We start from the raw sequence: 23,282 nt of genomic DNA on the forward strand, positions 1-23,282 counted from the left end.
GTCTTACAAACGAGGTGAAGTAATGAGCGGTTCTGTAGAGCCCATTCTTTTTTCTGTGCCTTGTCGCGCCCCACGGGCACCTGAAAATCTTGCTCGGGTAATTAACTCTGACCATGTTCATGGTGACGGACCGTTTACGAAGTCTGCTTCAACAAAGCTTGTGGAACTGACTGGTTCTCAGACGGTTCTGTTGACCACCTCGGGAACTGCCGCATTAGAGATGGCTGTTCGATTGTTGGGAATCACTGAAGGCGACGAGGTCATCCTTCCCAGCTTTACGTTTTCCTCGGGAGCAACGTCTATCGTCGCAGCGGGTGGAACACCAGTTTTTGTCGATATTGAAGGAAATTCTGGAAATATTGACCCTGCGTTGGTGGAAGCAGCAATTACCCCCAAAACTAAAGCCATCTCTGTGATGCATTACGGGGGTGTGCCTGTTGACATGGATGCAATCATGGATCTTTCACGTCAACACAACATCCCTGTCATTGAGGACAATGCTCACGGTTTAGCCGTGTCGTCCAAATATGGCCGATTGGGAACTATCGGTTCTGTTGCTATTCAGAGTTTTCACGACACCAAGAATGTGCACTGCGGTGAAGGTGGTGCACTACTTATCAATAACCCTGCTCTCGTTGAAGCCGCAGAAATCATGCGTGAAAAGGGAACAAACCGTTCCAAGTTCTTACGCGGGCAGGTAGATAAATACACCTGGGTGGAATGGGGCTCCAGCTTCTTGCCCTCCGAGCTCAACGCTGCTGTTCTTGATGCTCAACTGGATGAGTTTGACACCATTCAAGAGCGCCGTTTTGCAATCTGGAATACCTACAAAAACGAATTGGAATCCTGGGCTAACGACAATTCTGCGATGTTGATGTCTCCAGCAGATGGCGTTCATGCAGCCCACGTTTTCTTTGTTGTCATGCAATCTCTAGAAAAACGTGATGCATTACTTGAGCATCTGCGTTCAAACGGGGTTATTGGAACATTCCACTACGTTCCTTTACACTCCAGCCCAGCAGGAATCAAATATGGACGCACTCATGGATCCATGGAAAAAACCAATGCTTTCTCGGAACGTTTAGTTCGTTTGCCGTTGTGGCCCGGGATGTCAGACGAGCAGGTGAACCGCGTCCTCGATACGATGAAATCTTTCCAGTAAGGATTTTTATGTCGGTTTTCACACGAGCGAAAGACATGCTCAAATATGAGGGTGTGCGCTCAACAGCGTGGCGTGGTGCTAAATGGCTCAACACGCGTTCCAACCGCTTTACTGAAAAACCTTTGGCCCAAGTTTTTCCGCAGGATGTTATTGCAGTTGACTGGACTCAAAAGCGTCACTTTGCTCCAGAGCCTCTTGTTTCCTCAACTGGCCGTCCACAACTCGCTTGGGTGATTTCCCCTCCCGGCAGATCGTCCGGCGGACACCAAAACGCATACCGATTTATGAAATATCTCGAAGATGCCGGTTATGACATCACATTGTTTATTTATTCAGCATCCAAATATCCCAAAGTGAGTCTTGAAGGCATCAAGGCGACACTCAAGACCAACAGCGGATATCCCGAACTGAAGGCGAGCTATCGTCTTTATGATCCTCAAGAAGGAATCACTGGGGATTTTGATGCAATTGTTGCGTCAGACTGGCCAACCGCTTATGCGGCATGGAGATACGACCGAAACGTGCCTCGGTTGTATTGGGTTCAAGATTTTGAACCATTTTTCTTTCCTGCAGGGCCAGATTATGTGGTCGCTGAAAACTCTTACCGACTGGGGTATCAAGGTATTGCGTGTGGCCCTTGGCTAGCTGGAAAGGTCACCGAGGCCGGAGGCATGCCGTGTGCCTTTTACGACTACCAGGTGGACTCGTCGAGGTACACCAGGACCAACGATGCAAAGCGCAATGAAATTCTGTTCTATGCCCGCCCCACAACACCTCGCCGTGGCACAGAATTTGGCCTTTTAGTTTTAGAAGAAGTCCACCGCCGCCGTCCAGAACTTGTGATTAACATTGCCGGATGGGACATGTCCAATGCAGGGCTGAACTTCCCCTTTGTAAATCACGGAACACTCGATATTTCTGAATTACCAGCTCTGTATAACCGCTGTGCTTCTGCCTTGCTTATTTCGCTGACATCGGTCTCTTTACTTCCATTAGAAGTGATGGCTTGCGGCGTTGTCCCCGTGGTCAACGATGCTGATAACACCAGAATTTCTCTCAACAACAATCCAGGCATTGACTTCGTGGCAATGTCACCTGGGCGCATGGCAGAACATCTGATTGCTGCTGTTGACAATAAAAATCAGGTGTCTCACTCTCGCAAAATTGCCAAGGCTATGGAGGGTGGAAGCTGGGCTGGTCCCGGTGAGGTCGTCGTGTCAGTTTTCAATGCAACCTTGGGCTTGAAGAAGAAAAAGAAGTAATGCCCCTCGTTGGTCCTGAAAGCACGCAAGCGGTCGACGCAACCGTGTTCATTCCCACATTCAACGGGGAGAAGTATCTTGACCAGCTTCTCAACTCTGTTGAAAAGCAAAACTTTGAGGGCACATTCGAGATTCTCATTATTGACTCTGGCTCAAGCGATGCCACTTTGGACATCATTGCAGCCCATCCTTTGGTGAGATTAGTCGAGATTCCAGGCTCAGAGTTTGGCCACGGCAAAACACGGAACTTAGCAGCCAAACTGGCTCGCGGCACCTACATCGCCTATCTCAGCCATGACGCCATTCCCACAGATTCAGATTGGCTCACTAACATCACTGCCCCCTTGGATCCTTCCGGGCTCAACTGCGTTGGTGTTGTGGGAAAGCACATCGCTCGCTCTAACTGCTCGCCTTTGCTCAAGTATGAAATTGAGGGAGTGTTCAGGGCCTGTGGCCCTGACGGTGAAACCACCATTATTGATGGTTCTCTCAAAAAGACTCATGAACTCACCCCTGGAGAATTGTTTTATTCTGATGTGAATTCAGCAACACGGCGAGAATTTCTGCTCAACGTCATTGCTTACCGTGATGTGAACTACTCCGAAGACATGGCTTTCGCAAAGGACCTCCTAGAGGCCGGCTATCGCAAAGCGTATGCAGCAACAGCAATCGTTGAGCACTCGAACGACGTGACTTTTTCCGAATACGGCAAGCGTATTTTTGACGAAAATCTAGGCATGCGCAGAGTGGGACAGGGCCGCCAATCACTTTCGTGGGTGCAAGCCAAACTTCGTACGGTGAGAGACATACTTGTTTCGACTTCACGTATCGTGCGAGATCGCGATTACAACTTTGGGCAGAAGCTGAAGTGGTTGCTTGTTAACCCTGCTTATGCCTGGACTAAGTGGGTAAACATACACCGAGCACTGAACATCTCACTCGATGATGAGAAAAAGATTGAGAAGTACTCTCTGGAAGCTTCTAGGGCCTAGTTAACCCGGGCCTAGATAAACATCGCTGGGTCAACCCAGGAGCGTCCGCTGTCATCGACGGCTTCTCCAGGAACAGCAATCATGCCGTTGCGTGGACGTGCAACACCTGGAATACCGACAACCTGCGAATCCGCGGGCACATCTTTGACAACGACAGCATTAGCGCCAATTGCGCTGTTGTGGCCAACTGTAATAGGGCCCAGAATCTTTGCACCAGCACCAATGGTGACGTTGTTTTCAATGGTGGGGTGGCGCTTACCGTGCTCCAGTGAACGCCCACCAAGGGTGACACCGTGATACATCATGACGTCGTCACCGATTTCAGCCGTCTCACCAATGACAACACCCATACCGTGATCAATAAAGAAACGGCGACCAATAGTGGCGCCTGGGTGAATCTCAATACCTGTCCAGAACCTCATCCATTGAGATCCCACTCGGGCAATGAACTTGAAACCGTGATTCCATAACCAGTGGTGCCAGCGGTGTGCCCAGACGGCGTGAAGACCAGAGGCGACCACCCATGTTTCAAACGCTGAACGTGCAGCGGGGTCATGGGATCGCGCATTAGCGATGTCTTCACCGATGTTGAGCATAAGAATTACAAGGCTACCGAAGTTCTCTGTATTCCCTCGACCACGAACAATGCCCACCTGAATTCGCCAAAGGTGGGCATTGTTGTTGCGTTCTGGGAATTAGTCCTTGAAAGGCTCCCACAGTGCAGTGGAAACATAGCGCTCGCCGTAGTCGCACACGATCGCCACGATGGTCTTGCCAACGTTTTCTGGACGGCGTGCAACCTCGTTAGCTGCATAGAAGATGGCACCGGTGGAGATGCCAGCAAGGATGCCTTCTTCAGCTGCGAGACGACGTGCAGTCTCGATGGACTGGTCGAAGTTCACATCAAAGACCTCGTCATAGACGGTGGTGTCCAGGATGGGAGGAACGAAGTTTGCACCAATTCCCTGAATCTTGTGTGGTCCTGGTGCTCCGCCGTTGAGGATGGGGGACTCTTCAGGCTCAACAGCAATGATCTGAATGTCAGGGTTGAGTTCCTTCAAGCGCTGACCGGTTCCAGTGATCGTTCCACCGGTACCGACACCTGCCATGAAGATGTCAACCTTGCCGTCGGTGTCAGCCCAGACTTCTTCAGCTGTGGTGGCACGGTGAATGGCAGGGTTTGCCTCGTTCTCGAACTGGCGAGCAAGAATGGCACCAGGCGTGTTGGCAACGATTTCTTCAGCGCGAGATACCGCACCGCGCATACCCTCAGAACCGGGTGTGAGGACAACCTCAGCGCCGTAGGCGCGAACGAGCACGCGGCGCTCGATGCTCATGGTCTCAGGCATGGTCAAGATGACCTTGTAGCCGCGAGCGGCACCGACGAGGGCAAGAGCAATGCCGGTGTTACCGGAGGTTCCCTCCACGATGGTTCCACCGGGCTTGAGCGCACCAGACTTTTCAGCTGCGTCAATGATTGCCTTACCCAGGCGGTCCTTGACGGAGTTGCCGGGGTTGTAGAACTCGAGCTTGGCGTAAACCGTGGCACCAGCGCCTTCGGTCAAACGGTTGATACGTACCAGTGGGGTGTTACCGGTAACGTCAGTGATGTTGTCATATAGACGAGCCACGATGAACCTGTTTCTCTTGTTGGGGTAGTACTAAAGCGTTCTCTGATTATGTGGCACGTCCACGCAATCTTCCTAGTTCTGTTACGTTCGAAGACAATATGAATTCTTCTGCACACGCCGACGATATTGCTGTCACTGACCTTCGTCAGTGGGCAATATCGACCCTAAGCGCTGAAGGAGTGCCCGATGCAGAGGTTGATGCAGAACTGCTTATCGCCCATGTTCTGGGATTCAGCCGTGGGGAACTTGCCTCCAAAGTGGTGACCGGGTTCACTGTTCCTGGTGAATCAACGCTGCTTATTCGCCAGCTCGTTCAGCGTCGCGCCGGCCGCGAACCGTTGCAGCACATTTTGGGTGTGGCCTGGTTTAGATCCCTCACACTCTCCGTGGGCCCTGGAGTATTTGTGCCCAGGCCTGAAACAGAACAACTGGCCGGGATGGCCATCGATGCTTTGCGTTCCTTAGCGGAACCTTCTCCCACAGCTGTTGATTTAGGGACAGGTTCTGGTGCTATCGCGCTAGCCATGGCAACGGAAGTTCCTCATGCCCACATTTATGCCGTGGAGAAAAGTCCTGAAGCACTGCCCTGGACAAGTAAGAACTTCTCAGCGCTCGGTGGAGCTAATGCTCATTTGGTTCCTGGAGACTTAGCCGGGGATGAACTCTTGGCTACCTACCCCGAGCTAGAGGGAACTGTCGCTGTCGTTGTGTCGAACCCTCCCTATATTCCTGTGGACGCAATCCCTAGAGATCCTGAAGTTCGCCTCTTTGACCCTTCACTAGCGCTTTATGGCGGGGAAGACGGGCTTGATGTGGTGCGAGAAGTCTCTCGAGTAGGCCTCATTCTTGGCCGTCCTGGTGCTCAGCTCATGCTCGAGCATGGCGAGCTCCAGGGGGCAGATATTCGCGGCATTCTCAGTGCCGATGGCTGGCGTGCTACTGCGACACATCGAGATTTGGTTGGCCGTGACCGCTATACAACGGCTACTCGCCCGTAAACTGGCCTTTCTGGGCTAGCTCAAGCAAGAGGAGTTCACTGTGGCAATATCACCGAATATCTCGGTGGCGATGTGCACCTACAACGGTGCCCACTACATCGCAGCCCAGTTAGAAACCATGGCTGCCCAAACCTTGCTCCCTGCAGAAATCGTCGTCTCTGATGATGGGTCAACAGATGGCACTGTTGCACTGCTGAAGAAAACGTGGGAAAAGCTCGTTGAGCACAAAACCATTCTGGGCAGAATCAAACTCACCGTCCTGCAGAACAAAACCTCGCTGGGCGTGACGAAGAACTTTGAGCAGGCCATAGCGGCAACGAGCAAGCAATATATTTTCCTAGCGGATCAAGATGATCTGTGGTTTCCGCAGCGGCTAGAAACCGGCGCAGCACATCTGGAATCTGGTGCAGGTTTTGTTTTTGGGGATGCGGACCTCATCGATGGTGAAGGTGCACCTCTCGGTCACACCCTGTTCGAGGCATTAGCGCTGAAGACTTCAGAACGAGAAGGCATCACTACTGACCCTGTGAACGTGTTGATCAAGCGCAATATTGTCACCGGTGCCACTGCAGCATTCCCACGAACGGTGTTCGAGAAGGCTGCTCCTTTCCCCGAGGGCTGGGTGCATGACGAATGGTTAGCCATGGTGGCAGCTCTGGGCGGAGAAAAGTTTGCCGTGACAGGGCCTCTGATTTCCTATCGGCAACATTCGTCGAATCAAATCGGTGTGAAAAAGAACACCATGGGAACGCGCATGGCCAAACTGCGGGCCGAAGGCACCCAGCGCAACGCACGTCTTCTCAGCCGCATGACGAGCTTGGCTCAGCGTGCATCAGAGCTGGGTGCAGACGCAAGCGCGGTGAAGCTCATTAGCTCAGCACAGAAGTTCCAAGAAGCTCGTTCTGCATACCCCAAGAATCGTGTCATTCGCTGGGTCCCCGTTTTGGGACAGGTGTTTACCGGACGTTACTTCCGAGTCAGTAATGGTCCACGAGATGTGTTGCGAGATCTCGTACAGCCACTCTAAGGAAGTGCGGAGCTCTTCACCCGTAAACTGGGTGAGTTATGTCACGCATCTACGATTGCTCAGATAATGCTGAGCTCTTGACCGGAACGCGGCTTGCCAGGCAAGCCGTTGCCAAAGGTCAACTCGTTGTGTTGCCTACGGACACCGTTTACGGTGTCGGGGCAAATGCGTTCAGTCCCGAAGCAGTGCAATTACTGCTCGAGGCAAAAGGGCGTGGCCGTCAATCTCCACCACCGGTGTTGATGCCTTCCGTGGCAACTATGGATGGCTTGGCGCAAAACATTCCCGATGAAGTGCGTGCTCTAGCGGATGCGTTTTGGCCAGGTGGGTTGACGATCATCTTGGAGGCGCAGCCTTCATTGGCCTGGGACTTAGGAGACACCAACGGCACTGTTGCTGTTCGTGTTCCTTCCCACCCGGTTGCTTTGGAACTTCTTGCCGAGACTGGTCCATTGGCAGTGTCCTCCGCGAACCTGACTGGACAGCCCGCTGCGGTAACCGCACAGGGTGCTCATGACCAGTTGGGTGCACGCGTTGAGGTGTATTTGGACGGGGGAGAAGCGTCCGCCGGTTTAGCATCCACGATTGTGGATGCAACAGCGCTTTCTCGAGGCGAAGGCGGAATTCGTATTCTTCGCGACGGCGTGATTTCTGCTGCGCAATTACGCGAGGTCATCGGTGATGTTCTCGAACCGTCGACAGACGTGGTGGGCTAACTCTCATGGTGATGCTTGCACTGATGGCTTTGGCCACCGCCCTGGTGACGTTTGGGTTCTCTTTCGCCATTAGGCGCCTCAGTCTGAAATACAAGCTGTATCCCAAGATTCGTGAGCGCGATGTTCACACCACTCCCACTCCTCGTTTGGGTGGCGTGGCCATGTTCCTAGGAATTTTGGTTGCCTTCATCGTGGCAAGCCAGATTGACTTCTTCCACGTCATCTTTGCCCAGCCAGGACCCGTTCTGGCCATCATGGGCGCAGCATTTTTGATTGTTCTGGTGGGAGTGCTCGATGATCTGTGGGATTTGGACTGGACCATCAAGCTTGCGGCCCAGTTAGGTATCGCAGCACTGGTTGCCTGGCAAGGTGTGCAAATTCTGTCCTTGCCAATCGGCGGCATCACAGTGGGGTCTCCCACGATGTCTTTCCTGCTCACCATCTTCGTGATCGTGCTTGTCATGAACGCCGTCAACTTCATTGACGGACTTGATGGTTTAGTGGCCGGTGTCTCGTTGATTTCCAACGGGGTGTTCTTGATCTATAGCTACTTGTTAGCTCGCGAGACAAGCCCCTCCAACTACTTCAACCTCGCTTCTCTTATCGCAGCAGTTCTTGTCGGAGCGTGTGCAGGGTTCTTGCCTTTCAACTGGCATAAGGCTCGTTTGTTTATGGGGGATGCTGGCTCTATGCTCGTAGGGCTCCTCATGGCCGTGGCTGCTATTGCCGTCACAGGACAAATTGATCCCAGTGCTTTTACTGAAACTGGTTTGGGTAAGTCTCAGCTACTACCTGCGTTTTTGCCCATCATGCTTCCCTTTGCCATCTTGCTCCTGCCACTGGTTGATTTCTCTTTGGCTGTGTTGCGGCGCGTAAGTGCTGGAAAGTCTCCCTTTACGGCAGACCGTAAGCACCTTCACCATCGCCTTCTCGACATGGGGCACTCCCACCTCCAAGCAGTGCTCATTCTGTACACCTGGACTGCCGTGGTCTCTATTGGCTTCCTGTTGTTCTTTATTGTCAAGCCCTATGCCATAGCCATTGTGTTTTTGATTGCGGGAACAATCATCAGCACCGTGTTGACGGTGCTGCCGCTGACCAGACGCCAAAAAGCGGAAGTGGCAATTCAGTCGCTCAAAAACGATGCTGTCTTGGCGGAGTATGACCCACTGGATGCCGCCAGTAACAAGTTTGGTGATGATATTCCTGTCCCCGCAGAAGACGTTATTGCCGGTGCAACAGGCCAGATCAACTTAGGCGAGGGAATCGTCAAGCGCGGGAAGAGTGCTTTGCCGAAATTTGCTGATGAGAACGAGAACAAAGGCTAAAACCATGACTAATCCTGATGTAGCGGCTTCCTTTCCCAGTGGTGGTCGGGCTGTACCCAGCTCTGTTCCCGTTCTCAAGCGGACACTGGCCTATGGCTTCGCTTTCGCCGCAACGATAGCTGTGGTGGGCGGAGTCATTGGCCTTCTGGTTGCTGGACCAACAGCTGCGTGGAGCGCCGTCATTGGTGCGGCCATGGCAGGGGTGTTCCTCGGAATTACTGCACTGAGCATCCTTATCGCCGTGCGCTATGACATCGTGGCGTTCTTTGCGATTGTGCTCGGCGCATGGCTTCTGAAGTTTGTGGCATTTATCGTCGCGGCCATCGCGCTACGCGATCAGCCATGGATTAATCCCACAGCATTGTTCTTGTCGTTGATTGCTGGAGTGATCTCCTCGCTCGTGGTGGATGTGGTGGTCGTGATGAAGACCCGCATGCCGTACGTCTCCGATTTGAAATAACCGTCTTTTTCACTGCTTTTGTGCCAAACCCCAGACATTGTCTGGGGTTTGTTCTTGCCCGTCTTTGCGGGGGAGTTGGGGAGGTCACAAAGAAAGTCTTTCCGCTGACCGGTAAGTGTCGTGGGGATTGGCTCAGCAGCCGATTTTGCCTGTAAAGTCTTGAGTAATCCCTCGCACCAACTGCGGAACAATCAGTCACGTTTCGACAACGAAGCCAAACGAGATTGCACTGCTGGGGGAAACCGCATGTTCGTCGACGCGAGAGCAGAAGCTCCACGCCCCGAAACAGGAGATAGCGCTGCTAGTAAACGCTGTAACCAAGCTCTTCGCCTCCACAGAGGACGCTCCGAGCTTTCACGGGCCATCGATCTACGAATTCTTCCCGCCCGTCATTCTCTTCGACGGCACCCCCTTCGAGATCAACCGCATCATTCTCGTCAAGTTCTTTATGGCGGCGATTCTCATCACCTTCTTTGCTTTAGCAACCCGCAACCTGAAGATTGTTCCCTCCAAGGGTCAGTCACTTGCGGAAATGGCGCTCGATGTTGTTCGCGTCAACATCGCTGAAGACCTGCTGGGTAAGAAAGACGCGAAGCGCTTCCTACCTCTGCTCACCGGTATTTTCTTCACCGTTCTAGCCATGAACATCCCGGGCATCATCCCCGGATTCAACATCGCGGGAACCTCAACCATTGGTTTGCCGCTGGTGTTGGCACTGGTTGCCTATGTTGCCTTCGTTTATGCAGGTCTCAAAAAGCACCCCCTGACATTCCTCAAGGCCTCCTTGTTCCCACCAGGGGTTCCTTGGCCTATCTACGTGATCGTGACTCCGATTGAGTTCTTCTCAATCTTCATCCTGCGTCCGATCACCCTCGCTCTTCGTCTTCTGATGAACATGGTTGCCGGCCACCTCCTGCTTGTGCTGGCCTTCTCCGCAACCTGGTTCTTCTTCTTCGAAATGGACGGCTTCTGGAAGCTGTTCGGAATCGGAACGTTTGCTTTCGGCTTCATCTTCACTCTCTTTGAGATGTTGGTGGCTGTGCTTCAGGCATACGTATTCACCCTGCTTACAACGGTCTACATCCAGCTCGCGCTGGCTGAGGAACACTAACGGCTGAAGCATCCGCTTCAGACGACAACACGGAAGGAAACACTCGTGGACGCAACATCGGTTCTCGCCGAAATCAACGGCAACATTGCCACCGTCGGCTACGGTCTCGCAGCCATTGGCCCCGCTATCGGCGTAGGTATCGTCGTAGGAAAGACCATCGAGTCGGTTGCTCGCCAGCCTGAGCTCGCAGGTCGTCTTCAGGTTCTGATGTACCTGGGTATCGCATTTACCGAGGCACTTGCCTTCATCGGTATTGCTACCTACTTCATCTTCACCAACTAGTCACATTCCGCTCTTTCGACACGGAGACAACATGCTTCAGGCACTCATCGTTGCAGCAGAAGAGGCACCAAACCCTCTTCTACCTGCAACCTACGACCTCGTTTGGTCGTCGATTATCTTTGCCGTCATCCTTATCTTCTTCTGGAAGAAGATTCTGCCCAACGTTTCAGCCATCCTGGAAGCACGCAGTGCTGCCATTGAAGGCAACATTGAAAAGGCAGATGCTGCACAGAAGGAAGCTGAAGAGGCACTGGCAAAGTACACTGCTCAGCTCGCTGATGCACGTGTAGAGGCTGGCAAGATCCGTGACGCTGCTCGCGCAGATGGCGTCAAGATCGTTGCAGAAGCTAAGGAAAACGCCACTGTAGAGGCAGCTCGCGTCACCGCGACTGCCAAAGCTCAGATTGAGGCAGAGCGTCAAACCGCTCTGGTCTCACTTAAGAGCGAAGTGGGCACCCTCGCAATTGACTTGGCTTCTGGTGTTATCGGTGAAGCACTCACTGACGACAAGAAGTCCAAGGCTCTCGTGGACCGTTTCCTGGCAGATCTGGAAAAGTCGGAGAAGGCAGCTAAGTAATGGGTAGCGCAAGCAGACACGCAATCGAAAGCTCTAAGGCAGCACTTGCTGGCTTGGGAGCAAAGGCAAACCTGGCATTGGGCGAACAGCTCTTTGCTGCAGGTCGTGCCCTCGCTGAGTCTGCCCAATTGCGCGCCGTTCTTGCTGACCCAGCCGTTCCCACCGCTGACAAGACCGCCCTGCTGGGCAAGGTCTTCGGCAAGGGACTGGATGCAACATCCTCCAAACTGCTCGGACAGATCGTCTCCTACCGCTGGTCCAACCAGGACGACCTGTTGGCCGGTGTCGAAGAAATCGCTATCCGCGCTGCTGTGTCGGGTGCTAAGAAGAATGAATCCGTCGACGCTGAGCTGTTCGCGTTCTCTCGTGCCGTGTCGAGCGACGCAGAACTCGAGCTTGGCCTCGGATCCAAACTGGGCGACCCCAAGGCGAAGGCAGCGCTTGTTGTGAAACTGCTCAAGGGCAAGGCCTCGGCAGCAACCATTGCTATCGTTTCCTCGCTTGTTCAGCAGCCTCGTGGTCGCCGGATTGGTGCCCTGCTTTCCTATGCAGCAGATATTGTTGCTGACCAGGCAGGTGCCACCATTGCAACCGTGACCAGTGCACAACCTATTGCGCCAGCGCAGTTGACCAGCCTGAGCAAGACTCTGGCCAAGGTTTACGGACGCGAGCTCAACATCAACCTCGTCATTGACCCCGCAATCATTGGTGGCCTGCGCGTGCAGGTTGGCGATGACGTGATCGATGGCTCCGTTTCGTCCCGTATTCAAGAACTGCGACTCCAGCTCGCTGGATAGCTCAAGGAAAGACTTCACAAACCCCTTCAGTCACCCGACTGAGTCAGACAAGGAAAACACAATGGCAGAACTCACGATCAGCCCCAACGAGATCCGCGACGCTCTCAAGGACTTCGTTTCTTCCTACAAGCCCACCAAGGCTTCGAAGACCGAGGTTGGCCACGTTATTGACGCAGCCGACGGTATTGCCCACGTTGAGGGTCTGCCCGGTGTGATGGCGAACGAGCTCATCCGCTTCGAAGATGGCACCCTCGGCCTGGCACTGAACCTCGACGAGAACGAGATCGGTGTCGTTGTCCTTGGTGAATTCACCGGCATCGTTGAAGGTATGGAAGTAACCCGCACTGGCGAGGTTCTCTCCGTTCCTGTTGGTGAAGGCTACCTCGGTCGTGTGGTTGACCCACTGGGTAACCCCATCGATGGTCTCGGTGACATCAAGAAGATTGAGGGACGTCGTGCTCTTGAGCTTCAGGCTCCTGGTGTTATGCAGCGTAAGTCGGTGCACGAGCCCATGCAGACCGGTATCAAGGCTATTGACGCCATGATCCCCGTTGGTCGTGGACAGCGTCAGCTCATCATTGGTGACCGTCAGACTGGTAAGACCGCTATCGCGATCGACACCATCATCAACCAGAAGGCTAACTGGGAGTCCGGCGACGTCAACAAGCAGGTTCGCTGCATCTACGTTGCTATCGGTCAGAAGGGTTCCACCATTGCTGCTGTAAAGGGCGCTTTGGAAGACGCTGGCGCAATGGAGTACACCACCATCGTGGCTGCTCCTGCATCTGACCCCGCAGGTTTCAAGTACCTCGCTCCGTACACCGGTTCTGCTATCGGTCAGCACTGGATGTACGGCGGCAAGCACGTACTCATCATTTTCGATGACCTCTCCAAGCAGGCTGAGGCGTACCGTGCAGTATCACTGCTGCTTCGCCGCCCACCAGGACGTGAAGCATACCCCGGTGACGTTTTCTACCTACACTCCCGTTTGCTGGAGCGTTGTGCAAAGCTCTCTGACGAGCTCGGTGCAGGTTCGATGACCGGTCTTCCCATCATCGAGACCAAGGCAAATGACGTCTCGGCATACATCCCCACCAACGTGATTTCGATCACCGACGGCCAGATCTTCCTGCAGTCCGACCTGTTCAACGCGAACCAGCGTCCAGCTGTTGACGTAGGTATCTCGGTTTCCCGTGTGGGTGGTGACGCTCAGGTCAAGTCGATCAAGAAGGTCTCCGGTACCTTGAAGCTCGAATTGGCTCAGTACCGCTCCCTTGAAGCATTCGCGATGTTCGCATCCGACCTTGACGCCGCTAGCCGTCGTCAGCTGGCTCGTGGTGCACGTCTGACCGAGCTTCTCAAGCAGCCTCAGTACACCCCATACCCCGTTGAAGACCAGGTTGTCTCCATTTGGGCTGGTACCACTGGCAAGCTCGATGAGGTTCCCGTTGAGGACATCCTGCGCTTTGAGCGTGAATTCCTCGACTACCTCGGTCGCAAGACCAAGGTTCTGACCACTCTGCGCGAGACCAACGTGCTCGATGACAAGACTGTGGAAGACCTCGAGAAGGCAGTTGTTGCCTTCAAGAAGGAATTCCAGGTCGGTGACGGTTCTTCACTGTCCTCCGTGGGCAACGAAGAGTTCACCGCTATCGATGAAGACGACGTCAACCAGGAAAAGATCGTCAAGAAGAAGCGCTAAGCGCCCTTCATAGACATCAACCACCTTTAGAGAAACCTCAGGAGAGACATGGGAGCGCAACTTCGGGTCTATAGGCAGAAAATTCGTTCTGCCCAGACGACCAAGAAGATCACGCGTGCAATGGAGCTGATCTCTGCCTCGCGTATTCAAAAAGCGCAGGCGCGAGTAATGCAATCCACGCCATACTCACGTGCGATTACTCGTGCGGTATCTGCTGTGGCCACGTACTCCAACGTGTCACACGTGCTCACCACTGAGCCTGAGCAGATTCGTCGCGCCGCGATTGTGATCCTCACCTCTGACCGTGGTCTTGCTGGTGCTTTCAGCTCTCAGGTTCTGCGTGAATCTGAGCAGTTGGCAGAACTGCTGCGCGAACAGGGCAAAGAGGTTGTCTACTTCCTTGTTGGTCGTAAAGCAAATGCCTACTTCTCCTTCCGCCAGCGTCCTGCTGAGCGCGTTTGGACCGGCGGCACTGACCAGCCTGTATTCGAAACCGCTCAGGAAATCGCGAACACTGTTCTCGAAAGCTTCTTGCGCGACTACACCGATGGTGGTGTGGACGAGATTCACGTCGTTTACAACCGTTTCGTCTCCATGGTTTCTCAGGTTCCCCACGTGGTTCGCATGCTTCCATTGGAAGTTGTTGAAGGCGTGGACGAGCCCGGAGAAAATGAGGTTTTGCCTCTCTACGAATTCGAGCCTGAAGCAGACAAGGTGTTGGATGCACTCCTCCCGGTTTACATCGAGAGCCGCATCTTCAACGCCATGCTTCAGTCGGCTGCGTCTGAGCACGCGAGCCGTCAGCGCGCGATGAAGTCTGCCAGCGACAACGCTGACAAACTCATCCGCGACTACACCCGTCTGGCGAACAACGCTCGTCAGTCCGAGATCACGCAGCAAATTTCCGAAATCGTTGGTGGCGCCGACGCCTTGTCGTCCGCCAAGTAACACAGACTTCCCAAACCAGGTAAGAGAGAAGAAGAGCAATGGCAGCAGCACCAGCTACTAAGGCTAAGACCACCGCAAAGGCAGCACCTGCTAAAAAGGCAGCAGCTCCTAAGGCAACCAAGGCGAAGACCGCAGTCGGTCGCATCGCCCGCGTTACCGGTCCCGTTGTCGACATCGAGTTCCCACACGACTCGATTCCCGGCATCTACAACGCCCTTGAGACCACCGTCACCATCGGCTCCGAGTCGACCAAGCTTGTGCTTGAGGTTGCTCAGCACCTCGGTGACGACCTGGTTCGCGCTATTGCGCTCAAGCCAACTGACGGCCTCGTGCGCGGTCAGGAAGTCACCGACACCGGTGCTCCTATCTCCGTGCCTGTTGGTGACGTCACCAAGGGTAAGGTTTTCAACGTCACCGGTGACATCCTCAACGCTGCACCTGGCGAAAAGATTGAAATCAAGGAGCGCTGGCCCATCCACCGCACCCCACCTGCATTCGACCAGCTCGAGTCCAAGACTCAGCTGTTCGAAACCGGTATCAAGGTTATCGACCTCCTGACCCCCTACGTTCAGGGTGGAAAGATCGGTCTGTTCGGTGGTGCCGGTGTGGGTAAGACCGTTCTGATTCAGGAAATGATTCAGCGTGTAGCTCAAGACCACGGTGGTGTATCGGTATTCGCCGGTGTTGGTGAGCGTACCCGTGAAGGTAACGACCTTATCCACGAAATGGAAGAAGCAGGCGTCTTCGACAAGACCGCCCTCGTCTTCGGCCAGATGGATGAGCCCCCAGGAACTCGTCTTCGTGTAGCACTGTCTGCTCTGACCATGGCGGAATACTTCCGTGACGTTCAGAAGCAGGACGTTCTGCTCTTCATTGACAACATCTTCCGTTTCACCCAGGCAGGTTCTGAAGTGTCGACCCTTCTCGGTCGTATGCCTTCTGCTGTGGGTTACCAGCCCAACCTGGCTGACGAAATGGGTATCCTCCAGGAGCGCATTACCTCGACCCGTGGTCACTCGATTACCTCGCTGCAGGCTATCTACGTTCCTGCGGATGACTACACCGACCCCGCTCCAGCGACCACCTTCGCTCACCTGGATGCAACCACCGAGCTTTCTCGTGAAATCGCATCGAAGGGTCTCTACCCTGCTGTGGACCCACTGACCTCGACCAGCCGCATCATGGACCCTCGCTACTTAGGTGAAGACCACTACCGCGTTGCGACCACCGTCAAGGCCATTCTGCAGAAGAACAAGGAACTCCAGGAAATCATCGCGATTTTGGGTGTTGACGAGCTCTCTGAAGAAGACAAGATTACTGTTGCCCGCGCACGTCGCATCCAGCAGTTCCTGTCTCAGAACACCTACATGGCGAAGAAGTTCACCGGTGTTGAAGGTTCGACCGTTCCACTCAAGGACACCATTGAGTCCTTCGACGCTATTGCTCGTGGTGACTTTGACCACGTTGCAGAGCAGGCCTTCTTCAACGTGGGTGCAATCTCCGATGTTGAAGAGCAGTGGGCAAAGATCCAGAAGGAAAACAGCTAATCATGGCTACTACTTCTCTCCTCCAGGTCAGCGTTGTAGCTGCCGACCAGGAAGTCTGGTCTGGCGCAGCCTCTATGGTTGTTGCCAAGACCAGCGAAGGCGAGATCGGTATTCTTCCCGGTCACGAACCCATGTTGGCATTCCTTGCCGGCGGTGAAGTTCGTGTTACCACTGAAGATGGCTCGAAGATCACCGCTAACGCTGAGGGTGGTTTCCTTTCGGTTGAAAACAACAATGTTTCTGTTGTTGCCTCTGCCGCAGAATTGGTTGGCTAACGCTCAACCTTGCACACGCTGATGCCCGCGGTTGAAGATTCGCTCTTCCTGTGGGCGTTTGCACTTAAGGGATTGTTATGTTGATTCTGTTGCCACCTTCGGAAACGAAGCGTGATGGGGGAGAAGGCGCTCCCTTGGAGCAGCTGCTTGTCGAATCTGCCCTGGCATTCCCTGAACTCAATGCCATTCGTAAGCGTGTGGTAGCGGCTACAGTGTCTCTGGCCCGTCAACCCAAGGTGTGTGCCGAGGTTCTCAAGCTCAGCCCCAAGCAAATGGGCGAGGTTGACCGCAATAAGGCCGTCAAGACCTCACCAACCATGCCCGCTATTGATCGTTACACCGGCGTGCTCTATGACGGCCTGGGGGCGATTAATCTCCCTGCCGAGGCTCGTACTTTCCTCGGCGAACATGTTCTTATCCAGTCTGCTCTCCTTGGGCCCGTGAGAGCTCTTGATCTCATTCCTGCATATCGGCTCTCTTTCGACTCCAAATTGCCTTCCTTAGCCGCTGGAACTCTCAAGAAAGCATGGGCTGAGGCAAGTAGCAAAGCGCTAGCAAAGAAGCTGAATGAAAAGCCTCAAATGGTGCTTGATTTGCGCTCTGAAGGCTATTCAGCTCTCACACCTCTTGCTCCTGCAGAGAACACCGTTTATTTGCGCGTGGTGACCAAGGGGGAAAACGGTCAGTTGCGTGCGCTGAACCACTTCAACAAGAAGGGTAAAGGCGAGTTTGTTCGCGCCCTTGCAAAGGATACTGCGGTCACGTCTTCGCTCGAGAACGTTGAGCAACTCATTTCTTGGGCAGCCACAAAGAATTTCATTCTGGAACCGGGGGAACCTGCCACCCAAGATTGGCCTGCAGAGCTCAACCTGGTGGTTTCTGGGGTTGTTCAGAAACTCTGTTGATTCAACTTTTGGTATTTGCCTGCTCCATGCACAGTTTTGGAATAAACAACCGTTGTTTATGTAAGGCTGCTCAGTCGCCCCAATAAACAGTGCGTGTTCTGGTTTATAGCAGAGATGTGGATAACTCCTGCGGAAGAAAAACTGGAACGGGCATGCTATCTGAATGTCCGATTCCATTTCCCGCATTGTTGGTGCAGTTCGTGCCAAGGCACATGACTCAGCTGCCGCCGGGGCGACCTCTACTGACGATCTTGAAAAGCTGTTACGTAACGAGATAGTTCGTGACGGAGTTCACAATTCAGGGGAGCCACTCACTGATACTGAGCTCCACAGCTTGGCTATGGCAGAACTGGCCGGATTTGGCCCCTTGCAACCCTTCCTTGATGATCCGTCGATCGAAGAGATCTGGATCAACTCGCCTACACAGGTGTTCGTCGCTCGTTATGGAGTTGCTGAACTCACAGATTTGAGCATGACCAATGTCCAGGTTCGCGATCTCGTTGAGCGAATGCTGCAAACGTCAGGACGCCGCGTGGATATGTCGTCTCCATTCGTGGACGCATCACTTCCTGATGGTTCCCGTTTGCACGTGACCATCCCAGATATCACCTCCCAGCATTGGGCTGTGAACATTCGAAAGTTCTCTCATAGTGTCAGGGATCTGAGCGATCTTGTTGAGGGTGGTTCACTCACGCGTCAAGCTGCGGAATTCTTGCGAATGAGTGTTCTTGCGCGGCAAAACATTCTTGTGTGCGGAGCCACCCAAGCAGGCAAGACGACAATGCTCAATGCTCTTTTGCGCAGCTCGCGCGAAAACGAGCGCATCATTACGGTCGAAGAGACTTTTGAGCTCAACTTCGGTGCTCGTGACAGTGTTGCCATGCAGTGTCGACAGGCCAGTTTGGAGGGCACCGGAGAGATTACTCTGCGCCGGTTAATCAAAGAGGCACTGCGTATGCGTCCTGATCGTCTTGTGGTGGGTGAGGTGCGCGAAGCAGAGAGTTTAGATCTGCTCATTGCTCTCAACAGTGGATTACCTGGTGCATGTTCTCTTCACGCCAACAGTGCACACGACGCACTGACAAAGCTCTGCACGCTTCCGTTGCTTGCTGGTCGCAATATTGATGCCAGTTTCGTCGTTCCCACTGTCGCCAGCTGCATTGATGTTGTTGTGCACTGTGAGCTCGACAGATTCGGCCGTCGCCGCGTGAGTGAAATCATCGCTCCAACGGGGCGCATAATTGGCGGGGAGATTGAAACGACAACAATCTTTGAAATCCGTGAAGATGTCCTAGTTGCAACCGGAGAAGCTCCCGCTCGTCTCGACAAGTTCGAATTGACGAATCTCAACCCACGAATAGTCTTGGATGCCGCATGAGACTCTCTTCGCTAGAAATTCTGGGAATATTCTTAGGCGCCACAGCAGGCATCGGAATCTTTCTCATGATCTCAGGCCTGTTATGGCCCAGAAAAGAACGCCCCACTTCCGGCTCGCACACATCGCGGTTGAGTATTTCTCTCAATGAAATTGCTTTGCAGCTGGGGATGAAACCCTCCGTCACCGTTGCGCTAGCTACCGTTTTAGCTGTCATCGCAGGAGCAATGGCTTGGGCAGTAACCGGTGTTTCTGCCCTCAGCGTGGTGATTGCGTTCACGGCAGCATCTCTTCCGTGGATGTTTGCCGCCAGCAGGAGAGCACGTGCAAAAAGGACGTTGCGTAATCAGTGGCCTGATGTTGTGGATGCACTGATTTCTGCCATTCGCTCCGGATCAAACATTCCGGATGCTGTCATCTCGCTGGCAGGGTTTTCATCAAAGGCAGTAAGCGTTCCAGCAGCATTGTTCGCACAGGACTACAAGGTTTCTGGCAACTTCGAGCTCGCAGCCCTTGATCTGAAGGCCCGGTGGGCCAATCCCAACGGTGATCGAATTATTGAAACGTTGAGATTAGGTCGTGAACTCGGTGGCACCGAGATCACGACAGTCCTCGGCTCACTTGGATCGCACCTGCGAGCCGAATCTGCCCTGCGCCAGGAAGTAGAGGCACGACAAGGATGGATTAGGTTGGCTGCACGAATTGGCGTGATGGCGCCGTGGATTGTGTTGTTGCTCTTGTCCACCAGGCCCGAGGCAGCCCAAGCATATAACTCTGCTTCCGGGGTGGTTGTAATTCTTGTCGGCTTAGCCGTCAGTTTGTTGGCATACAAAATCATGACTGCTGTGGGGTATTTGCCAGACGAAAAGCGGTGGTTGGCATGAGTTCATTAGATGCGTGGGGGATTGCCCTCGGTGCTATTGCCGGATTGGGAGTGTGGATTATTCTCACTACTCTGCCCAGCTTTCGCAGTCCCTCACTACAACGTCGAGTAGCTCACCTGGTGGCAGACATTTCTCCCCAGGCATACGCAGACGTCACTGCGCACAGTGCTGCACCGCTTCCACGCTTTGATTTTGGTTTACGTGAAGTACGTCGAACACTGGAAAAGTTCACCGAGCGCTTTGCCGGCCCGGTTGATGGGCTCGAATGTGATCTTGCCCGGGCGGGTTCACTCCTGAGCGTCTCCGAATTTCGTGCCCGTCAAATCACGTGGGGACTGTGGGGTGCAGCTGCTGGTCTCCTGCTCGATGCAGGAGTTGCACTGTGGGTTCAACCGGTCGCTATTGCCTATGTGCTCGTTCCCATCCTGGGCGCGATGGTGGGGTTCTTAGGCGTACGCTATCTGCTTGGCTATGCAGCAAAATCTCGTGTGAAGCGAATCGAAGCTCAGCTTCCTGCAGTCTGGGAATTTTTATCTTTGAGTTTGTCTGCCGGTGAAGGTTTACCTGATGCTCTTTTACGCATGGCCACCATTGGCCATGGTGATGTCACGGATGAATTCCGTGTAGTTGTCTTGGATGTTCAATTGGGCATTCCCTTGGCAACAGCACTTCAGAATCTGAGCCGTAAACTGCGCATCCCCGCGTTATCTCGGGGAATTGAACAGATTTTGGGAGCGCTCAACCGGGGAACACCGGTGTCGGCAGTCCTGCAAGCCCATGCTGTTGATGCGCGTGAAGATGCCAAGCGACGTTTGCTCGAAAGTGCTGGGCAAAAAGAGGTTGCCATGCTCGTTCCGCTCGTGTTTTTGATCTTGCCGGTGACCATCATCTTTGCGGTGTTCCCTGGTTTCCTCGTCATCCAATCCGGTTTCTAATCCGGCACATAGAGAAAGAAGAAAGAAATGAAAAAAGTACTGAACAAAATTGCTCACAACGTGAATGCACGTCTGCATGACGAACAAGGCGATGTTCCCGGTTGGGTTCTCATCACCCTGATGACTGCTGGTCTGGTTGTTGCTATCTGGGCCATTGCTGCCCCTGCATTAGGAACAGTTTTTGATCAAGCTATTTCTCGCGTGGTGAGTTTCTAGGTTTCATCATGAGTGCGTCTCTTCGTCAGGTTGTCAGTGATGACAGTGGTTCGGCTGTTGTCGAATTTGTCTTTGTCGGTATTTTGCTGACCTTTGTGACGCTGGGCGTGCTTCAACTCGGTCTGGCTTTGCATGTGAAAAACACGTTGCAAGATGCGGCCTCTGAAGGCGCTAGATGGGGTGCACTCATTGATTCCACTCCCGCAGAGGGAGTGCAACGCACCAAAGAACTCATCACTACAGCTGTCGGAAAACAATATGCCACCAACGTCAGCGCTCGTGAAGAAAACTGGCTGGGGGCTCCGGCAACAGTCATCACTGTAGAAGCCCCTTTGCCCATGATTGGGCTCTGGGGCCCGGCAACATCGCTGGAAGTGACGGGACATGCTGCAAAAGAAGTTCTTAACTAGTTTGCGCCGCGAGGATGGCTCAGCTTCACTCGAGTTCATCACCGCGGGGATGTTGTTGCTGATTCCTCTGGTGTATCTCGTGCTTGCTGTCTCTGCAGTCCAGGGAGCAACCCTCGCTACCGAGGGTGCTGCCAGACAGGCAGCGAGGGTCTATGTGGAATCCCCCAACCAAGATGTGGCTGTGGCTCGGGCACAACAAGCAATAGATTTTGCCCTTGCGGATTACGGTCTAGATTCCTCACAAGCCAATGTCTCAATAACGTGCTCGCAAACAAACGGTGGCTGTCTCACTCCGGGCTCACTGGTCAGCATTGGCGTGAATGTGAATGTTCCACTGCCGATGGTTCCTGCCGTGTTGAATTTGGATCAGGCAGCCGTCGTGCCAATAAGTTCACAAGCCAGCCAGGTTGTCTCGCGTTTCCATGGAGTGCGATGATGCGACAGATTGAAAACAGAAAGCTGTCCTCAGACGAAGGCTCAAGCCTCATCTTGATTATCTTCGCCGGATTGATTGGTTTAGCTGTGATTGTGGCAACGATGGCAGCAACGAGCTTGTACATCGAGCGCAAGAGACTCTTCACTGTTGCGGACAGTGCTGCACTTATCTCTGCTGAAGCTTTCAACCTCGATGATGTGCAAATGGTTGATGGTGTCGCTCTGATTTCCCTAACGGATACTGCAGTGAAGGCTCAGGCGCAGAACTATCTCACCATTATTGCCGCGGCTGATAGTGCTGGCGTACAGCTGGTTTCAGCGCGAACTCCCGATGGCGTCAGCTCAGAGGTGACGCTGCGTAAAACCTGGCATCCGCCCGTGGTGTCCATGTTTATGCCTGACGGTATCGTCATTTCTGTCACCGCAACAGCACGAACGGTGCTGGGCTAGCTAGAGAATATCTGTGGCGGTGCCAGAAATTTTCATGCGTGAACCACCGATGGTGAGCATGATGGAACTGGGTCGCCCCATATCGTCGCCTTGAAAAATGGTGACGTGGTCACCAACCCCATAAACACCGGTTTCCCGGAAATAGGCGCCGAGGGCCGCTGCTGCCGATCCTGTTGCAGGATCCTCGTAGATTCCCACTGAGGGTGCAGGATTGCGCGAATGCCAACGCCGGCCGTGCGGATCGCCTTCTTCTGGGTACACCAATTGGATCGTTGTCCAGTGATGTTCTTTCATGAGTTCGGCTAGAACATCGAAGTCATAATCCATCGATGCGAGGGTTTCACGGCTGTCGAGCACCAAAATGGGGTGGTGGTTTCCACTAAATCCCACAGCAGGTGTGAACCGAGAATCGAGGGCCGTCTCATCCCAATCGAGGGCATCGAGTAAGTCATAAACAAGGTCTGGGTCTAGAGGTGCCAGCGTGGTGGGGGGAGAGGTTAGTGTTGCCACCACGCTCTCTCCGGCAACGGTTACATCAACCTCAACCGGGCCAGCTTGTGTGCTCAGTTCATAGACGCCATCACCGTATTCACGCCCCAGAACTACACCAGAGGCAATAGTGGCATGACCACAAAAGGCAACCTCCGCTGCAGGGGTGAAGTAACGAATCTGGTAGCTGTTCTCCACATCAGTGTGGGGGATAAGAAACGCAGTTTCGGAATATCCCACGTCTGCAGCAATGCTCTGCATCTGCTCTGTAGAGAGCTCTGTCGCATCGAGAACGACTCCTGCTGGGTTTCCACCCTCGGGGTCGTCTGAGAAAGCAGTTAGCCGAAGTACTGCAGTATCAGCCATGA

The 23,282-nt window shown here is 53.6% G+C and carries 27 protein-coding genes; 24 read left to right on the plus strand and 3 right to left on the minus strand.

Annotation, left to right across the window (positions count from 1 at the left end; translation table 11 throughout):
* Positions 1-22: 22 nt before the first annotated feature.
* From rffA to AUMI_RS01035, 3 genes are read left to right on the plus strand one after another with little or no spacing between them, the layout of a single operon-like run.
* The gene (gene rffA, locus AUMI_RS01025) at positions 23-1,162 is read left to right on the plus strand and encodes a dTDP-4-amino-4,6-dideoxygalactose transaminase (protein ID WP_096380340.1); all 1,140 of its coding nucleotides are present in this window, start codon (positions 23-25) and stop codon (positions 1,160-1,162) included.
* 8 nt (positions 1,163-1,170) lie between these two features.
* A complete protein-coding gene (locus tag AUMI_RS01030) occupies positions 1,171-2,424 on the plus strand; it encodes a rhamnosyltransferase WsaF family glycosyltransferase (RefSeq protein WP_096380341.1) in 1,254 nt (417 codons plus the stop codon).
* Complete coding sequence (locus AUMI_RS01035) at positions 2,424-3,416, plus strand: glycosyltransferase family 2 protein (protein ID WP_096380344.1); 993 nt, start codon at positions 2,424-2,426, stop codon at positions 3,414-3,416. Before AUMI_RS01030 ends, AUMI_RS01035 begins: the two co-directional genes overlap by 1 nt.
* A gap of 11 nt (positions 3,417-3,427) precedes the next feature.
* On the opposite strand, the gene epsC is transcribed toward AUMI_RS01035, so the two are convergent.
* Positions 3,428-4,012 carry a serine O-acetyltransferase EpsC gene (gene epsC / locus AUMI_RS01040; protein ID WP_096380346.1) on the minus strand — a complete coding sequence of 195 codons (585 nt, stop codon included), beginning with the start codon at positions 4,010-4,012 and terminating at the stop codon, positions 3,428-3,430.
* Between the two features lie 99 nt (positions 4,013-4,111).
* Positions 4,112-5,047: a cysteine synthase A gene (cysK, locus tag AUMI_RS01045; protein ID WP_096380348.1), complete on the minus strand. Its 936-nt coding sequence runs from the start codon at positions 5,045-5,047 to the stop codon at positions 4,112-4,114.
* A gap of 98 nt (positions 5,048-5,145) precedes the next feature.
* Between cysK and prmC the strand changes: the two genes are divergently transcribed.
* The 21 genes from prmC (at position 5,146) to AUMI_RS01150 (ending at position 22,425) form a co-directional block, all read left to right on the plus strand.
* Positions 5,146-6,045: a peptide chain release factor N(5)-glutamine methyltransferase gene (prmC, locus tag AUMI_RS01050; protein WP_096380350.1), complete on the plus strand. Its 900-nt coding sequence runs from the start codon at positions 5,146-5,148 to the stop codon at positions 6,043-6,045.
* 40 nt (positions 6,046-6,085) lie between these two features.
* The gene (locus AUMI_RS01055) at positions 6,086-7,072 is read left to right on the plus strand and encodes a glycosyltransferase family 2 protein (protein ID WP_148664035.1); all 987 of its coding nucleotides are present in this window, start codon (positions 6,086-6,088) and stop codon (positions 7,070-7,072) included.
* A 38-nt stretch (positions 7,073-7,110) separates the two neighbouring features.
* The gene (locus AUMI_RS01060; RefSeq protein WP_096380355.1) at positions 7,111-7,788 is read left to right on the plus strand and encodes an L-threonylcarbamoyladenylate synthase; all 678 of its coding nucleotides are present in this window, start codon (positions 7,111-7,113) and stop codon (positions 7,786-7,788) included.
* Positions 7,789-7,793: 5 nt separating this feature from the next.
* Positions 7,794-9,116: an MraY family glycosyltransferase gene (locus AUMI_RS01065; protein ID WP_096380356.1), complete on the plus strand. Its 1,323-nt coding sequence runs from the start codon at positions 7,794-7,796 to the stop codon at positions 9,114-9,116.
* Positions 9,117-9,120: 4 nt separating this feature from the next.
* Positions 9,121-9,576 (plus strand): Cg1360 family ATP-synthase-associated protein, encoded by a 456-nt coding sequence (locus AUMI_RS01070; RefSeq protein ID WP_096380359.1) that lies wholly within the window; start codon positions 9,121-9,123, stop codon positions 9,574-9,576.
* A gap of 292 nt (positions 9,577-9,868) precedes the next feature.
* The gene (gene atpB, locus AUMI_RS01075) at positions 9,869-10,687 is read left to right on the plus strand and encodes a F0F1 ATP synthase subunit A (protein ID WP_231951851.1); all 819 of its coding nucleotides are present in this window, start codon (positions 9,869-9,871) and stop codon (positions 10,685-10,687) included.
* 45 nt (positions 10,688-10,732) lie between these two features.
* Positions 10,733-10,969 carry an ATP synthase F0 subunit C gene (atpE, locus tag AUMI_RS01080; RefSeq protein ID WP_096380363.1) on the plus strand — a complete coding sequence of 79 codons (237 nt, stop codon included), beginning with the start codon at positions 10,733-10,735 and terminating at the stop codon, positions 10,967-10,969.
* Positions 10,970-11,000: 31 nt separating this feature from the next.
* Positions 11,001-11,546, plus strand: a complete 546-nt coding sequence (locus AUMI_RS01085) for a F0F1 ATP synthase subunit B (RefSeq protein WP_096380365.1) — start codon at positions 11,001-11,003, stop codon at positions 11,544-11,546.
* Positions 11,546-12,343 carry a F0F1 ATP synthase subunit delta gene (locus AUMI_RS01090; protein ID WP_096380367.1) on the plus strand — a complete coding sequence of 266 codons (798 nt, stop codon included), beginning with the start codon at positions 11,546-11,548 and terminating at the stop codon, positions 12,341-12,343. The genes AUMI_RS01085 and AUMI_RS01090 overlap by 1 nt, the downstream gene beginning before the upstream one ends.
* A gap of 61 nt (positions 12,344-12,404) precedes the next feature.
* Positions 12,405-14,045, plus strand: coding sequence for a F0F1 ATP synthase subunit alpha (gene atpA, locus AUMI_RS01095; RefSeq protein WP_096380369.1), 1,641 nt, complete (start codon positions 12,405-12,407; stop codon positions 14,043-14,045).
* A gap of 48 nt (positions 14,046-14,093) precedes the next feature.
* Entirely contained in the window at positions 14,094-14,993 is a 900-nt protein-coding gene (locus tag AUMI_RS01100; RefSeq protein ID WP_096380372.1) for a F0F1 ATP synthase subunit gamma, read from the plus strand.
* Between the two features lie 38 nt (positions 14,994-15,031).
* Complete coding sequence (gene atpD / locus AUMI_RS01105; protein WP_172418224.1) at positions 15,032-16,540, plus strand: F0F1 ATP synthase subunit beta; 1,509 nt, start codon at positions 15,032-15,034, stop codon at positions 16,538-16,540.
* A 2-nt stretch (positions 16,541-16,542) separates the two neighbouring features.
* Entirely contained in the window at positions 16,543-16,815 is a 273-nt protein-coding gene (locus tag AUMI_RS01110; RefSeq protein WP_096380374.1) for a F0F1 ATP synthase subunit epsilon, read from the plus strand.
* 77 nt (positions 16,816-16,892) lie between these two features.
* Positions 16,893-17,720 carry a YaaA family protein gene (locus tag AUMI_RS01115; protein WP_096380377.1) on the plus strand — a complete coding sequence of 276 codons (828 nt, stop codon included), beginning with the start codon at positions 16,893-16,895 and terminating at the stop codon, positions 17,718-17,720.
* A 163-nt stretch (positions 17,721-17,883) separates the two neighbouring features.
* A complete protein-coding gene (locus AUMI_RS01120; RefSeq protein WP_096380378.1) occupies positions 17,884-19,098 on the plus strand; it encodes a TadA family conjugal transfer-associated ATPase in 1,215 nt (404 codons plus the stop codon).
* Positions 19,095-19,979, plus strand: a complete 885-nt coding sequence (locus AUMI_RS01125) for a type II secretion system F family protein (protein ID WP_096380381.1) — start codon at positions 19,095-19,097, stop codon at positions 19,977-19,979. The genes AUMI_RS01120 and AUMI_RS01125 overlap by 4 nt, the downstream gene beginning before the upstream one ends.
* Complete coding sequence (locus tag AUMI_RS01130; RefSeq protein ID WP_096380383.1) at positions 19,976-20,914, plus strand: type II secretion system F family protein; 939 nt, start codon at positions 19,976-19,978, stop codon at positions 20,912-20,914. Before AUMI_RS01125 ends, AUMI_RS01130 begins: the two co-directional genes overlap by 4 nt.
* Positions 20,915-20,941: 27 nt before the next feature.
* Positions 20,942-21,130 carry a hypothetical protein gene (locus AUMI_RS01135; RefSeq protein ID WP_096380386.1) on the plus strand — a complete coding sequence of 63 codons (189 nt, stop codon included), beginning with the start codon at positions 20,942-20,944 and terminating at the stop codon, positions 21,128-21,130.
* 8 nt (positions 21,131-21,138) lie between these two features.
* Positions 21,139-21,540: a TadE/TadG family type IV pilus assembly protein gene (locus AUMI_RS01140; protein ID WP_096380388.1), complete on the plus strand. Its 402-nt coding sequence runs from the start codon at positions 21,139-21,141 to the stop codon at positions 21,538-21,540.
* A complete protein-coding gene (locus AUMI_RS01145) occupies positions 21,515-21,976 on the plus strand; it encodes a hypothetical protein (protein ID WP_096380391.1) in 462 nt (153 codons plus the stop codon). Before AUMI_RS01140 ends, AUMI_RS01145 begins: the two co-directional genes overlap by 26 nt.
* Positions 21,973-22,425, plus strand: a complete 453-nt coding sequence (locus AUMI_RS01150) for a pilus assembly protein TadG-related protein (RefSeq protein ID WP_096380394.1) — start codon at positions 21,973-21,975, stop codon at positions 22,423-22,425. The genes AUMI_RS01145 and AUMI_RS01150 overlap by 4 nt, the downstream gene beginning before the upstream one ends.
* Here the strand turns inward: AUMI_RS01150 and AUMI_RS01155 are convergent, their stop codons facing one another.
* Positions 22,426-23,280 carry a PhzF family phenazine biosynthesis protein gene (locus AUMI_RS01155; protein ID WP_096380396.1) on the minus strand — a complete coding sequence of 285 codons (855 nt, stop codon included), beginning with the start codon at positions 23,278-23,280 and terminating at the stop codon, positions 22,426-22,428.
* Positions 23,281-23,282 lie beyond the last annotated feature (2 nt).

It is taken from the genome of Aurantimicrobium minutum, from assembly GCF_002355535.1.
In the GTDB taxonomy this organism is placed as follows: Bacteria; Actinomycetota; Actinomycetes; order Actinomycetales; family Microbacteriaceae; genus Aurantimicrobium; species Aurantimicrobium minutum.

Excerpts from the sequence above, each read along its gene's own strand:
- rffA (WP_096380340.1), top strand. The coding sequence starts at position 23 with ATGAGCGGTTCTGTAGAGCCCATTCTTTTTTCTGTGCCTTGTCGCGCC.
- AUMI_RS01030 (WP_096380341.1), top strand. The coding sequence starts at position 1,171 with ATGTCGGTTTTCACACGAGCGAAAGACATGCTCAAATATGAGGGTGTG.
- AUMI_RS01035 (WP_096380344.1), top strand. The coding sequence starts at position 2,424 with ATGCCCCTCGTTGGTCCTGAAAGCACGCAAGCGGTCGACGCAACCGTG.
- epsC (WP_096380346.1), bottom strand. The coding sequence starts at position 4,012 with ATGCTCAACATCGGTGAAGACATCGCTAATGCGCGATCCCATGACCCC.
- prmC (WP_096380350.1), top strand. The coding sequence starts at position 5,146 with ATGAATTCTTCTGCACACGCCGACGATATTGCTGTCACTGACCTTCGT.
- AUMI_RS01060 (WP_096380355.1), top strand. The coding sequence starts at position 7,111 with ATGTCACGCATCTACGATTGCTCAGATAATGCTGAGCTCTTGACCGGA.
- AUMI_RS01065 (WP_096380356.1), top strand. The coding sequence starts at position 7,794 with ATGGTGATGCTTGCACTGATGGCTTTGGCCACCGCCCTGGTGACGTTT.
- AUMI_RS01070 (WP_096380359.1), top strand. The coding sequence starts at position 9,121 with ATGACTAATCCTGATGTAGCGGCTTCCTTTCCCAGTGGTGGTCGGGCT.
- AUMI_RS01085 (WP_096380365.1), top strand. The coding sequence starts at position 11,001 with ATGCTTCAGGCACTCATCGTTGCAGCAGAAGAGGCACCAAACCCTCTT.
- AUMI_RS01090 (WP_096380367.1), top strand. The coding sequence starts at position 11,546 with ATGGGTAGCGCAAGCAGACACGCAATCGAAAGCTCTAAGGCAGCACTT.
- atpA (WP_096380369.1), top strand. The coding sequence starts at position 12,405 with ATGGCAGAACTCACGATCAGCCCCAACGAGATCCGCGACGCTCTCAAG.
- AUMI_RS01100 (WP_096380372.1), top strand. The coding sequence starts at position 14,094 with ATGGGAGCGCAACTTCGGGTCTATAGGCAGAAAATTCGTTCTGCCCAG.
- atpD (WP_172418224.1), top strand. The coding sequence starts at position 15,032 with ATGGCAGCAGCACCAGCTACTAAGGCTAAGACCACCGCAAAGGCAGCA.
- AUMI_RS01110 (WP_096380374.1), top strand. The coding sequence starts at position 16,543 with ATGGCTACTACTTCTCTCCTCCAGGTCAGCGTTGTAGCTGCCGACCAG.
- AUMI_RS01115 (WP_096380377.1), top strand. The coding sequence starts at position 16,893 with ATGTTGATTCTGTTGCCACCTTCGGAAACGAAGCGTGATGGGGGAGAA.
- AUMI_RS01120 (WP_096380378.1), top strand. The coding sequence starts at position 17,884 with ATGTCCGATTCCATTTCCCGCATTGTTGGTGCAGTTCGTGCCAAGGCA.
- AUMI_RS01125 (WP_096380381.1), top strand. The coding sequence starts at position 19,095 with ATGAGACTCTCTTCGCTAGAAATTCTGGGAATATTCTTAGGCGCCACA.
- AUMI_RS01130 (WP_096380383.1), top strand. The coding sequence starts at position 19,976 with ATGAGTTCATTAGATGCGTGGGGGATTGCCCTCGGTGCTATTGCCGGA.
- AUMI_RS01135 (WP_096380386.1), top strand. The coding sequence starts at position 20,942 with ATGAAAAAAGTACTGAACAAAATTGCTCACAACGTGAATGCACGTCTG.
- AUMI_RS01140 (WP_096380388.1), top strand. The coding sequence starts at position 21,139 with ATGAGTGCGTCTCTTCGTCAGGTTGTCAGTGATGACAGTGGTTCGGCT.
- AUMI_RS01145 (WP_096380391.1), top strand. The coding sequence starts at position 21,515 with ATGCTGCAAAAGAAGTTCTTAACTAGTTTGCGCCGCGAGGATGGCTCA.
- AUMI_RS01150 (WP_096380394.1), top strand. The coding sequence starts at position 21,973 with ATGATGCGACAGATTGAAAACAGAAAGCTGTCCTCAGACGAAGGCTCA.
- AUMI_RS01155 (WP_096380396.1), bottom strand. The coding sequence starts at position 23,280 with ATGGCTGATACTGCAGTACTTCGGCTAACTGCTTTCTCAGACGACCCC.